Raw genomic sequence first — 11,824 nt, 5'->3', positions numbered from 1 at the left:
GCCTCAAGTATGCCTGCGACCCCGCCGCGTGGAAGGCAGATCATGCCGCCCGGACAGGAACTCCTGAAAGGCGATCTTCGCCCTGATCACCGGCCTCCGCCACCGCTCCTCCCGATGGATCGCCCGGGCCATCTTCCGCGGCGACCGCTTGGCGAAGAACCAGTGCGCCCACGGCGACCCGGGCCGCGCCAGCCGGATCGCCCCCACCAGCAACATCGGCGGCACGAACAACCCCGCCATCCCCGTCCAGATCTTCCCCTTGAGCAGGGTGACGACGGCCAGCGCCAGGTTGGCCACGATCAGCGCGGCGGGGTTGACGGGGGTGCCGTAGTCCCAGGTGAGGGGCCTTAGCCCGATGAGGAGCAGCCCGGTCACGGCGACCGCGATGAAGACGGCGTCCACCGACGTGCGCCCCTCCTCCTCCCAGTACACGTCGTGCAGGTGCAGGATGAGCGCGAACTCGTCCAGCACCAGCGCGGAGCCGACGCCGAAGACGGAGGCCGCGACGGCGGTGCCGACCTGCGAGTCTGGCGAGACGATGAGCGTGACCCCGCCGACTAACATCAGCACCACGCCGAACACCACGTGGTGGATGTGCATCTCGCCCACGTTGACGTTGCGGAACCAGCCGACCTTCGCCCTGATCAGGCGGACGTTGATGCGGGTGGCGATGAAGGCGGCGATGAGCATGACGAAGTAGCAGAACAGCGGCAGCCGTCCCGTGGCGACAATGCTTTGCTGAAACCAGTTGCCCATATGACCCTGGTTTCGATGGTACGAGCCCCGCGGATGTCCCCGGTGACTCAGGACAGGAAGGCCCTCAGCAGCGCGGCCGTCCCCTCCAGGTGCTCGACCACCGCCCGGCGGGCCGCGTCGGGGTCGCCGGCGAGGATGGCGTCCACGATGGCCCGGTGCTGCACGGCGGCGTGGTCCAGGTTGACCTGGAGCATCGGGATGGCGTTGAGCAGGTCGCTGACCCGCGAGCGGGCGTCGGCGCAGGTGGTGGCGAGCAGGGTGGAGCCGGTCAGCTCCGCGATGGACAGGTGGAAGGCGGTGTCGAGGCGGCGGTAGTCCTCCAGCCCCGCCTCGTTCAGCTCGGCGAGCCTGCGGGTCAGGACCGCCCGCTTGTCCCCGGCGAGCCCGGCGGCGGCCAGCACCTCGGCGGCGCCGCACTCCACGGCCAGCCGGAAGGTCAGCGCGTCGGACAGCTCCGCCATGCCCATCTCGTTGACGGCCTGGCGCAGGTCGCCGGCGTCGGGCGTGGGCGGCACGTAGGTGACGAACGCGCCCCCGTACCGGCCGCGCCGCACGTCGAGATAGCCCGCGTCGGACAGCGCACGGATGGCCTCGCGCAGCGTCACCCGGCTGATGCCGAGCTGGACGGCCAGCTCCCGCTCGGGGGGCAGCTTGTGACCGGGCGGGACGACGCCCAGCTTGATCGCCTGAAGCAGCCGTTCCACGGTCTCCTCGAAGGCGTTGCCCGCCCTGACCGGGCGCAACACCGTCATCAAACGCGCCGACTCGTCCAACGTGTCCTCAGGCCTTGACAAGCGATCCCGCCATGCACATCAATGGTCTGAGACTAGCCCAATCAACGGGAAAGCGCCTCTGCCGGATCGGAGCTGCACAGCGTGGACGATCGAGCGAGCACCGGGTTCCTTTCCGTCGCCGAGCTGCGCGACGAGGTGGCGTCGGGCCGGATCGACACCGTGCTGCTCGCGATCGCCGACATGCAGGGCAGGTTGCAGGGCAAGAGGCTGTCGGCGCGCTACTTTCTCGAAGAGGTGCTGCACCACGGCTCCGAGGGCTGCAACTACCTGCTGGCGGTGGACGTCGACATGAACACCGTCCCTGGTTACGCCATGTCGTCCTGGGAGCGCGGGTACGGCGACTTCGTGATGAAGCCGGACCTCGGCACGCTGCGCCGGGTGCCGTGGCACGAGGGGACGGCGATGCTGATGGCCGATCTGGCCTGGGAGGACGGCGGTGACGTGACCGCCTCCCCGCGGCAGATCCTGCGCAGGCAGCTGGCCCGCCTCGCCGACCGGGGGCTGGCCGCCTACGTCGGCACCGAGCTGGAGTTCGTCGTCTACGACGACAGCTACGAGGACGCCTGGCGGCGCGCGTACCGCGACCTGACCCCCGCGAACCTCTACAACGTCGACTACTCCCTGCTCGGCACGGCCCGCGTGGAGCCGCTGCTGCGGCGCATCAGGCGCGAGATGGAGGGCGCGGGCCTGTACGTGGAGTCGGCCAAGGGCGAGTGCAACCTGGGCCAGCACGAGATCGCCTTCCGCTACGACGAGGCGCTGCGGACCTGCGACCACCACGTCATCTACAAGACCGGCGCCAAGGAGATCGCCGCCCAGGAGGGCCGGTCGATCACGTTCATGGCCAAGCCGAACCAGCGCGAGGGCAACTCCTGCCACATCCACATCTCGCTGCGCAGCCTGGACGGCGACCCGGTGATGGCGGGCCAGGGGCCGTACGGCCTCTCGCCGCTCGGCGCGAGCTTCGTCGCCGGCCAGCTCGCCTGCATGCGGGAGCTGACCCTGCTGTACGCCCCCAACATCAACTCCTACAAGCGGTACGTGCCGGGCAGCTTCGCCCCCACGGCCGTCAAGTGGGGCGTGGACAACCGCACCTGCTCGCTGCGGCTGGTCGGCCACGGCCAGTCCCTGCGCGTGGAGAACCGGGTGCCGGGCGGCGACGTGAACCCGTACCTGGCGGTGGCGGCGCTGGTCGCGGCCGGGCTGCACGGCATCGACGCCGAGCTGCCGCTGGAGGACCCCTGCGAGGGCAACGCCTACGCCTCCGGCGCCGAGACCGTGCCGCACACGCTGCGGGACGCGCTGGCGCTGTTCGAGGGCTCGAAGCTGGCCCGTGAGAGGTTCGGTGAGGACGTGGTCGAGCACTACGCGAACAACGCGCGGGTGGAGCTGGCCGCCTTCGACGCGGCGGTGACGGATTGGGAGCTGTTCCGTGGTTTCGAACGGATGTGACGGGAGCGCATGAAGATCGTCAACCCGGCGACGGAGGACGTCATCGCCGACGTCGAACTCGCCGACGAGGCGGAGGTCGACCGGGCCGTGGAGCGTGCCAGGAAGGCGCAGGCCGCCTGGCGCGAGGTGGCGCCCGGCGACCGGGCGCGGCTGCTGCGCGGGTTCGCCGACCTGGTGGACGAGCACGGCGAGGAGCTGGCGCGGCTGGAGCTGGCCAACGCCGGGCACACCATCGGCAACGCCCGGTGGGAGGCCGGCAACGTCCGCGACGTGCTGCACTTCTACGCCGGCGCCCCCGAGCGCGACCACGGCAAGCAGATCCCGGTGCCGGGCGGCGTGGACCTCACCTTCCAGGAGCCGCTGGGCGTCGTCGGGATCATCGTGCCGTGGAACTTCCCCATGGTGATCATGATGTGGGGCGTGGCCCCGGCACTGGCGGCGGGCAACACGGTGATCGTCAAGCCCGCCGAGTGGACTCCGCTGACCGCGCTGAGGCTGGCAGAGCTGGCCCTGGCAGCGGGCCTCCCCGAGGGGGTGCTCCAGGTTCTGCCTGGGGCAGGGGAGGTCGCGGGGGCCCGCCTGGTGGCGCATCCCGGCGTGGCCAAGATCGTGTTCACCGGCTCGACCGAGGTGGGCAAGGAGATCGGGGCCACGGCGGCGCGGCAGGTCAAGCGGGTCACGCTGGAGCTGGGCGGCAAGTCCGCCAACATCGTCTTCGCCGACGCCGACCTCGACAAGGCGGCGCGCACCGCGCCCTACGCCGTCTTCGACAACGCCGGACAGGACTGCTGCGCCCGCTCCAGGATCCTGGTCCAGGCGAGCGTGTACGACGCCTTCATGGAGCGCCTGGAAGCGGCCGTCCGCGGCGTCGTGGTCGGCGACCCCCTCGACGAGGCCACCGAGATGGGCCCCCTGATCAGCGCCGAGCACCTCGAACGCGTGCGCGGCTTCGTCCCGCCGACCCCCTACCTGCAAGGCTCCTGCCCGCAGGGCAAGGGCTACTGGTTCCCGCCGACCGTCCTGACCCCCGAGGTCACCGACCGGGCGTTCACCGAGGAGATCTTCGGGCCCGTGGTGTCGGTGGTCAGGTTCGAGGACGAGGCGCAGGCCGTACGGATCGCCAACGACACCCCGTACGGACTGAGCGGCTCCATCTGGACCCGCGACGTCGGGCGGGCGCTGCGCGTGGCCAGGGCCGTCGAGTCGGGCGCCCTGTCGGTGAACTCCCACTCCTCGGTCCGCTACTGGACCCCGTTCGGCGGCTTCAAGCAGTCCGGCCTCGGCAGGGAGCTCGGCCCTGACGCGCTGGCGGCCTTCACCGAGACCAAGAACGTCTTCATCTCAACGGAGTGAGTGCGCACATGCAGCGGTTGCAGGATCGGGTGGCGGTCATCACCGGCGCGGGCAGCGGGATCGGGCTGGCCACGGCCCGCCGCTTCGCCGACGAGGGCGCCAGGGTGGTCTGCGCGGACATCGACGAGGAGGCGGGCGTCAAGGCCGCGGCCGAGGTGGGCGGCCTGTTCGTCAAGGCCGACGTGACCAGCGAGGACGACGTCGTCAGGATGTTCGCCGCGGCCCACGACACCTACGGCAGCGTGGACATCGCCTTCAACAACGCCGGCATCTCGCCGCCCGACGACGACTCGATCCTGGAGACCGGCCTCGACGCCTGGCGCCGCGTCCAGGAGGTGAACCTGACCAGCGTCTACCTGTGCTGCAAGCACGCCATCCCGTACATGCGCCGCCAGGGCAAGGGCTCGATCATCAACACCGCGTCCTTCGTGGCCGTCATGGGGTCGGCGACCTCGCAGATCTCCTACACCGCCTCCAAGGGCGGGGTGCTGGCGATGTCGCGGGAGCTGGGCGTGCAGTTCGCCAGGGAGGGCATCCGGGTCAACGCGCTGTGCCCGGGGCCGGTGAACACGCCGCTGCTGCGTGAGCTGTTCGCCAAGGACCCGGAGCGGGCGCAGCGGCGGCTGGTGCACGTGCCGGTGGGCCGCTTCGCCGAGGCGTCGGAGATCGCGGCGGCGGTGGCCTTCCTGGCCAGCGACGACGCCTCGTTCATCACGGCCAGCGAGTTCCTGGTGGACGGCGGCATCTCCGGTGCCTACGTCACGCCGCTGTAGGAGGACGTCCCATGGGTCCCGTCATCGGCATCACCTGCTACGCCGAGAGCGCCTCGTTCACGGTGTGGCAGGACACCCGGGCGGCGCTGCTGCCGTACATGTACGTGGAGCAGGTCGTGCGCGCGGGCGGCCAGCCCGTCCTGCTGCCTCCGGCGGGCGAGCCCGCCGGGCTGGTGCGCCGCCTGGACGGGCTGATCCTGGCCGGGGGCGGCGACATCGACCCGGCCAGGTACGGCGCGGAGCCGCACGAGCGCAGCGGCTACGTCCGGAGATTTCGTGACGAGGCGGAGTTCGCCCTGCTCGCGGCCGCCCTCGACGGCGAGCTGCCCTTCCTGGGCGTCTGCCGCGGCCTCCAGGTGCTCAACGTGGCCCTGGGCGGCAGCCTGCACCAGCACCTGCCCGATCTGGTCGGCCACACCGAGCACTGCCCGGGGCCCGGCGTCTTCGGCCACCTGCCCGTCACCCCCGTCCCGGGCACCGGCCTGGCCAAGGTGCTGGGCGAGGAGCCGGTGCCGGTCCCGCACTACCACCACCAGGCCGTGGACCGGCTCGCCCCCGGCCTGACGGTCACCGCCACCACCGACGACGGCACGATCGAGGCCGTGGAGGCTCCGGGGGCGTTCACCATGGCCGTGCAGTGGCATCCCGAGGCAGGCGAGGACCACGCGTTGTTCGAGGCGCTCGTGCAAGCCTGCTGAATCCGCGCTCCCCCGGGATTCACGTGCGGCCCGCGACGCGACAACAGCCCCGTCGCGGCACTAGGCTGACGGACATCACCGACGAAACCGTGCGGGAGAGCACCCTGACAGCCGGTCAGGGTCCCTGAAGGAGCAAGCCCTCCCCGCGAACCTCTCAAGGCAAAGGACCGCACGGACGAGGTGTCCTCTGGAAAGCAGGCCTCCGGGCCTCGCCGAAGGTGAAAGTCCGGCAAAAGTCGGGCGAAGCTCTCAGGCACCGATGACAGAGGGGGAGGATGCTGGCATCCACTCCTGTCCTGAGGTGCGACACATGTCCCGACCGACACCGCTACGAGACGTTCACCAGAGCCTCGGCGCCACCCTCACCGACTTCGCCGGGTGGCTGATGCCGCTGCGGTACGGCAGCGAGTCCGCGGAGCACCGGGCCGTGCGCGAGGCGGCGGGGCTGTTCGACCTCTCGCACATGGGCGAGATCTTCCTGACCGGGCCGCAGGCGGGCCAGGCGCTGGACTACGCGCTGGTCGGGCACCTGTCGGCGCTGGCGCCTGGCCGGGCCAGGTACACCATGATCGTGAACGAGCGCGGCGGGGTGCTGGACGACCTCATCGTCTACCGGCTCGGTGACGAGGAGTTCATGGTCGTGGCCAACGCCTCGAACTACGAGAAGGTCGCCGGCGAGCTGCGCGAGCGCGCCGGGCCGTACGACGCGGTGGTGGAGGACCGTTCGGACCGGTACGCGCTGATCGCCGTCCAGGGGCCGCGCGCCCAGGAGATCCTCGCCACGCTCACCGACGCCGACCTCGACGGGCTCAAGTACTACGCGGGGCTGCCGGGCCAGGTGGACGGCCGGCAGGCGCTGATCGCCCGTACGGGGTACACCGGCGAGGACGGGTTCGAGCTGTTCGTGGCCAATCAGGACGCCGTGCCGCTCTGGCACGCGATCACCGCGGCCGGCGAGCCGTACGGGCTCAAGCCCGCGGGCCTGTCCAGCCGCGACACGCTCAGGCTGGAGGCCGGCATGCCGCTGTACGGCAACGAGCTGAGCGCGGAGCTGACCCCGTTCGACGCGGGGCTGGGCAGAGTGGTGAAATTCGACAAGCCGGGCGACTTCGTCGGCAGGTCGGCGCTGGAGGCGGTCAAGGACGACTCGCCCCGGCGCAGGCTCGTCGGCCTGGTCGCGCGGAGCCGCCGGGTGCCGCGCCACGGTTACCCGGTCACCAAGGACGGCGTCGTCGTCGGCGAGGTCACCAGCGGTGCGCCCTCCCAGACCCTGGGAAAGCCCATCGCGATGGCCTACGTGGACACCGGCGCCGATTCAGGCCTGGCTGTGGACATCCGGGGCAGCCATGAACCTATGGACCTGGTTGAGCTGCCCTTTTACAGGAGGAACAAGTGAGCAACATCCCTGACGACCTGAGCTACACCAAGGAGCACGAGTGGGTGGCCGGGCTGGACGACAGCACCACCGTGACGATCGGCATCACGGCCTTCGCCGCCGAGTCCCTTGGTGACGTCGTCTTCGTGCAGCTCCCCGAGGTCGGCTCGACCGTCGAGCCGGGTGACTCCGTCGGCGAGGTGGAGTCGACCAAGTCCGTCAACGAGATCTACTCCCCGGTCGGCGGCGAGGTCACCGAGGTGAACCAGTCCGTCGTGGACGACCCGGGCCTGGTCAACAGCGACCCGTACGGCGAGGGCTGGATGTTCAAGGTGCGCGTGGAAGGCGACCCCGAGGACCTGCTCTCTCCTGAGGAGTACACCGCTCTCACCTCGGGCGAGTCCTGACCTAACCGCCGGGGCCCGCGCGGGCCCCGGCCTCTCATGAAGGGCGCACATCAATGGCGATCAGCGTCTTCGACCTCTTCAAGATCGGCATCGGCCCGTCGAGCTCCCACACGGGCGGCCCGATGGCGGCGGCGCACAAGTTCGTCCGCGGCCTGCACGAGGACGGCCTGCTGGAGCGGGTGGCGCGGGTGGAGGCCATCCTGTACGGCTCGCTCGGCCTGACCGGCAAGGGCCACGGCAGCGACAAGGCGGTCCTGCTCGGCCTGTCCGGCGAGAAGCCCGAGCTGGTGGACGTCGACACCGTCGACGCCCGCATCGCGCAGATGCGCGAGTCGGGAACCGTCAAGCTCTACGGCAGCCACGAGATCCCCTTCGTCGTCGGTGAGCACCTCGTCTTCGAACGCAAGATCTCCCTGCCCGAGCACCCGAACGGCATGCGCTTCACCGCCTGCGACGCCTCCGGCGAGCGGCTGCGCGAGAAGGTCTACTTCTCGGTCGGCGGCGGCTTCGTGGTGGACGAGCAGGCCACCGGCGCCGGCCGCATCAAGCCCGACGACACCGTGCTGCCCTTCCCCTTCACCACCGGCGAGGAGTTGCTCAAGCACTGCTCGAACACCGGCCTGTCGATCTCCGCCCTGATGCTGGAGAACGAGCAGGCGTTCGGCCGCACCGAGGAGGAGATCCGCCGGGGGCTGCTGCACCTGTGGCAGGTCATGTCCGAGTGCGTGCGCCGCGGCATCTCCAAGGAGGGCGTGCTCCCGGGCGGCCTGAAGGTCAAGCGCCGCGCCAACCAGCTCCACCGCCGCCTGCAGTCCGAGCCGCCGGAGAAGGACCCGCTGCAGGCCATGGACTGGGTCACGCTGTTCGCGCTGGCGGTCAACGAGGAGAACGCCGCCGGCGGCCGCATCGTCACCGCCCCCACCAACGGCGCCGCCGGCATCATCCCGGCCGTCCTGACCTACTACACCCGCTTCGTCCCGCACGCCGACGACGACGGCGTGGTCCGCTTCCTGCTGACGGCGGGGGCGATCGGCGTGCTGTTCAAGGAGAACGCCTCCATCTCCGGCGCCGAGGTGGGCTGCCAGGGCGAGGTGGGCTCGGCCTGCTCGATGGCCTCCGCCGCGCTCACGGAGGTGCTCGGGGGGACGCCGGAGCAGGTGGAGAACGCGGCGGAGATCGGCATCGAGCACAACCTGGGGCTGACCTGCGACCCGATCGGCGGCCTGGTGCAGATCCCGTGCATCGAGCGCAACGCCGTGGCCTCCAACAAGGCGATCACGGCGGCGCGCATCGCGTTGCGGGGTGATGGGAAGCACTACGTGGCGCTGGACAAGGCGATCAAGACGATGCGGGACACGGGGCGGGACATGCTCGACAAGTACAAGGAGACGTCGCGGGGCGGGCTCGCGGTCAATGTGATCGAGTGCTGAGCCGCTAGCGGCGCACGTGCAGCCGGACCAGTGTGGGCGTCTCGTCGTCGCGTACCTCGCGCCGGATGCGCCCCACGATGTCCTGGTCCAGCTTGCTCACCACCGCGCCCACGTCCGCCGCCGACGGGCAGGTCAGGCCGATGCTCAGGCGGTCCTCCGCGACCCGCACGCCCGTCCTGCTCAGCCCGTCCACACCCTTGAGTCCGACGAACAGCATGGCCGTGCCGGTGCCGTTGTGGGTGCCGCGGCGGCCCCAGCCGAGGCCGACCAGCAGCCAGCGCAGCGTGACCAGGGCCAGGAGCAGCAGGCCGAGGGCGAGGAACCACAGCGGCCACGGGTCCTCGGCCAGTGCCCTGTGTGCGTGGGCGGGCAGGACCTTGGCGGTGGGCGGGAGGTCGAAGAAGCGGTCGTGGCCGCGGAGCCAGGCGTATCCGCCCGCGCCCAGCAGCGTCGCTCCGACGACCGCCAGGCCGACGCGGTGACCAGGGTACTGACGCATCAACCGGCCCTCCTGCGCAGCCGTACCACGACCTCGCCGGTGCCGAGCGTGCCCACGCCCGCGAGGCGGTCGCCCACGGCCGTGCCGACCTGCCTGAGCATCTGGCCCGAGCTCTCCGTGCCCGTCCTGACCGTGACCTCGATGGTGCGCCGGCGCAGGCGTACGCGGGCCTTGTCCACGCCCGCCACCTGCCGAGCCGCCGCGCACAGCGTGCGCCGCAGGCCCGAGCGGGTGATGCCGATGACGATCAGCGGGTCGGACGTCTCCACCGGCACCAGCCCCGAGCGGCCCGGCACGAGCGCCAGCAGCACCATCAGGGTGCCCGCCCCGGCCGAGACCAGGGCGGCGGTGGCCGTCTCCGGCCAGGTGGTGCGGCCCGCGAGCGCGACCACCTCGTCCACCGGCACCCAGCCGAGGGGGGCGCCGAGCAGTGCCGACACCACTTCCGCCGCGGTCGCCCCGAGTCCGGCGGTCAGCGTGAGCGCGACCAGGGCTCCCGGGACGGTACGCGCCGGCCTGAGCACTCTGCGCGCCCTGCGCAGGCCGGTGTCCCGCGGGGCGACGACGGCGCCGGGCAGTATCTGCTGAAGCGTGGTCATCACAACGACAGACGTACATGGGCCCCGCATGGCCTGAACCGCGCCCTCGCCGCCGATTTGCCCGAACATTACGGGGACGGCGACTAACGCGAACAAGGCTCATGTTCTTTTGCCCCTTATGCGGTTACGCTGCCGGTATGGATGACCGCCAGCGCTACGACCGCGCCACAGCGGCCCTCGAACCCCCGTTCGCCGTCGTCGATCTCGCCGCGATGCGGGCCAACGCCGCCGACCTCGTGCGCCGCGCCGCGGGCAAGCCGATCAGGGTGGCCAGCAAGTCCGTCCGCAGCCGCCCCCTGCTGGAGCGGGTCCTGGCCATGGACGGCTTCCGCGGCATCATGGCGTACACGCTGCCCGAGGCGCTCTGGCTGGCCGCGAACGGCTTCACCGACGTCCTCGTCGCCTACCCCACGGCCGACCGGCAGGCGCTGGCCGCGCTGGCAGGTGATCCGCGCGCCGCCGCGCGGATCACCGTGACCATCGACTCCACCGCCCACCTCGGCCACATCGAGACGGCCGTGGCCGGGGTGCGCCCGCGGGCCGAGATCCGGCTCTGCCTCGACCTCGACACCGCCTACGTCGCCTTCGGCCGGCGGGTGGGCGCCCTGCGCTCCCCTGTCAGGGAGCCGCACGAGGCCGCCGACCTGGCCGCCGACATCGCCAAGCGGCCGGGCCTGCGGCTGGTGGGGCTGCTGGCGTACGAGGGGCAGATCGCCGGGGTCGGCGACGCCCCGCCCGCCAACGCCGCCCGCGCCCGCCTCATCCGGCTCATGCAGTCGCTGTCGGCCAGGGAGCTCATCCTGCGCCGCGGCCGGATCGTGAACGCCGTACGCCAGTTCGCCGACCTGGAGTTCGTCAACGGCGGCGGCACCGGCTCCCTGGAGCTCACCACCCGCGAGAAGGCCGTGACGGAGCTGGCGGCGGGCTCCGGCCTCTTCCACCCGCGGCTGTTCGACTTCTTCCGCCGCTTCACCGGACACCCGGCCGCGCTGTTCGCCCTGCCGGTGGTGCGCCGCCCGGCTCCGGACGCGGTGACCGTGCTGGGCGGCGGCTACCTGGCCTCAGGGCCGGTGGGCCCGACCAGGGCGCCCCAGCCGTACCTGCCCGCGGGCCTGCGGTACGCGCCCGAGGAGGGCGCGGGCGAGGTGCAGACGCCGCTGCTCGGCCAGGCGGCGCAGGACCTGCGGATCGGCGACCGGGTGTGGTTCAGGCACGCCAAGGCGGGCGAGCTGTGCGAGCACTTCGACGCGCTGCACCTCATCGACGGCGACGCCGTGGTGGAGTCGGTGCCGACGTATCGGGGCGAGGGGAAGACCTTCCTCTAGCGGCGCCGGCGGCGGCTGCGGCGCCACAGCACGATGGCCGCCCCCACGACCAGCACCGCGCCGACCCCGATGAGCAGCGGCCCCACCTCCGGCCGCTCCTCCTCCCACACCTGGTCGGGGTTGTCGCCGAACTCGACCGGCCGCGGCGTCACCCCGAGCGCGTCGCCCACGGAGGCCACGAAGTGGCCCGCCCTGGTCTTGACGTCGGCCACCGTGCGCTCGGCGACCCGCTTGGGGCTCACCCGGTCGGCGATGGCGTCGACCGTGTGCGCCAACTCCGCGCGCGTCCGTGCGATGCGCCGCTCCAGCTCGTCGGGATCGGTGTCAGCCATGGCTCTCCTTCCGACCGTACGCGTGCCCCGC

General features: G+C 71.5%; 13 protein-coding genes and 2 riboswitches. Of the genes, 8 read left to right on the top strand and 5 right to left on the bottom strand.

Going from position 1 to position 11,824, the window contains the following annotated elements:
• Positions 1–3 precede the first annotated feature (3 nt).
• Together LCN96_RS09450 and LCN96_RS09445 are read right to left on the bottom strand one after the other, a co-directional pair.
• Positions 4–756, bottom strand: coding sequence for a hypothetical protein (locus LCN96_RS09450; RefSeq protein ID WP_225272214.1), 753 nt, complete (start codon positions 754–756; stop codon positions 4–6).
• A 47-nt stretch (positions 757–803) separates the two neighbouring features.
• A complete protein-coding gene (locus LCN96_RS09445) occupies positions 804–1,508 on the bottom strand; it encodes a FadR/GntR family transcriptional regulator (RefSeq protein WP_225272213.1) in 705 nt (234 codons plus the stop codon).
• Between the two features lie 123 nt (positions 1,509–1,631).
• On the opposite strand from LCN96_RS09445, the gene LCN96_RS09440 reads away from it, so the two are divergent.
• From LCN96_RS09440 to LCN96_RS09410, 7 genes are all read left to right on the top strand, one after another.
• Positions 1,632–3,002, top strand: a complete 1,371-nt coding sequence (locus LCN96_RS09440; RefSeq protein ID WP_225272212.1) for a glutamine synthetase family protein — start codon at positions 1,632–1,634, stop codon at positions 3,000–3,002.
• A gap of 9 nt (positions 3,003–3,011) precedes the next feature.
• Positions 3,012–4,355 carry an aldehyde dehydrogenase family protein gene (locus tag LCN96_RS09435; protein WP_225272211.1) on the top strand — a complete coding sequence of 448 codons (1,344 nt, stop codon included), beginning with the start codon at positions 3,012–3,014 and terminating at the stop codon, positions 4,353–4,355.
• A gap of 8 nt (positions 4,356–4,363) precedes the next feature.
• Complete coding sequence (locus tag LCN96_RS09430) at positions 4,364–5,128, top strand: 3-oxoacyl-ACP reductase (protein ID WP_225272210.1); 765 nt, start codon at positions 4,364–4,366, stop codon at positions 5,126–5,128.
• Between the two features lie 11 nt (positions 5,129–5,139).
• Positions 5,140–5,826 (top strand): gamma-glutamyl-gamma-aminobutyrate hydrolase family protein, encoded by a 687-nt coding sequence (locus LCN96_RS09425; protein WP_225272209.1) that lies wholly within the window; start codon positions 5,140–5,142, stop codon positions 5,824–5,826.
• Between the two features lie 82 nt (positions 5,827–5,908).
• Positions 5,909–6,006: riboswitch (glycine riboswitch) on the top strand.
• A riboswitch (glycine riboswitch) is annotated at positions 6,007–6,102 on the top strand.
• A 34-nt stretch (positions 6,103–6,136) separates the two neighbouring features.
• Complete coding sequence (gene gcvT / locus LCN96_RS09420) at positions 6,137–7,222, top strand: glycine cleavage system aminomethyltransferase GcvT (protein WP_225272208.1); 1,086 nt, start codon at positions 6,137–6,139, stop codon at positions 7,220–7,222.
• A complete protein-coding gene (gcvH, locus tag LCN96_RS09415; protein WP_225272207.1) occupies positions 7,219–7,608 on the top strand; it encodes a glycine cleavage system protein GcvH in 390 nt (129 codons plus the stop codon). Before gcvT ends, gcvH begins: the two co-directional genes overlap by 4 nt.
• 53 nt (positions 7,609–7,661) lie before the next feature.
• Entirely contained in the window at positions 7,662–9,038 is a 1,377-nt protein-coding gene (locus LCN96_RS09410; protein ID WP_225272206.1) for an L-serine ammonia-lyase, read from the top strand.
• Between the two features lie 4 nt (positions 9,039–9,042).
• Here the strand turns inward: LCN96_RS09410 and LCN96_RS09405 are convergent, their stop codons facing one another.
• Positions 9,043–9,537 (bottom strand): hypothetical protein, encoded by a 495-nt coding sequence (locus LCN96_RS09405; RefSeq protein ID WP_225272205.1) that lies wholly within the window; start codon positions 9,535–9,537, stop codon positions 9,043–9,045.
• Complete coding sequence (locus LCN96_RS09400) at positions 9,537–10,136, bottom strand: DUF6286 domain-containing protein (protein WP_225272204.1); 600 nt, start codon at positions 10,134–10,136, stop codon at positions 9,537–9,539. Before LCN96_RS09400 ends, LCN96_RS09405 begins: the two co-directional genes overlap by 1 nt.
• A gap of 137 nt (positions 10,137–10,273) precedes the next feature.
• Between LCN96_RS09400 and LCN96_RS09395 the strand changes: the two genes are divergently transcribed.
• On the top strand, positions 10,274–11,461 hold the full coding sequence (locus tag LCN96_RS09395; protein ID WP_225272203.1) for an amino acid deaminase/aldolase: 1,188 nt from the start codon (positions 10,274–10,276) through the stop codon (positions 11,459–11,461).
• On the opposite strand, the gene LCN96_RS09390 is transcribed toward LCN96_RS09395, so the two are convergent.
• Complete coding sequence (locus tag LCN96_RS09390; RefSeq protein ID WP_225272202.1) at positions 11,458–11,793, bottom strand: DUF3618 domain-containing protein; 336 nt, start codon at positions 11,791–11,793, stop codon at positions 11,458–11,460. The two genes, LCN96_RS09395 and LCN96_RS09390, sit on opposite strands and share 4 nt — an antisense overlap.
• Positions 11,794–11,824: the final 31 nt, after the last annotated feature.

This window comes from Nonomuraea gerenzanensis (genome assembly GCF_020215645.1).
In the GTDB taxonomy this organism is placed as follows: domain Bacteria; phylum Actinomycetota; class Actinomycetes; order Streptosporangiales; family Streptosporangiaceae; genus Nonomuraea; species Nonomuraea gerenzanensis.
Note: the sequence above shows the minus strand (reverse complement) of the source record. Positions and strands in the feature narration are given on the sequence as shown.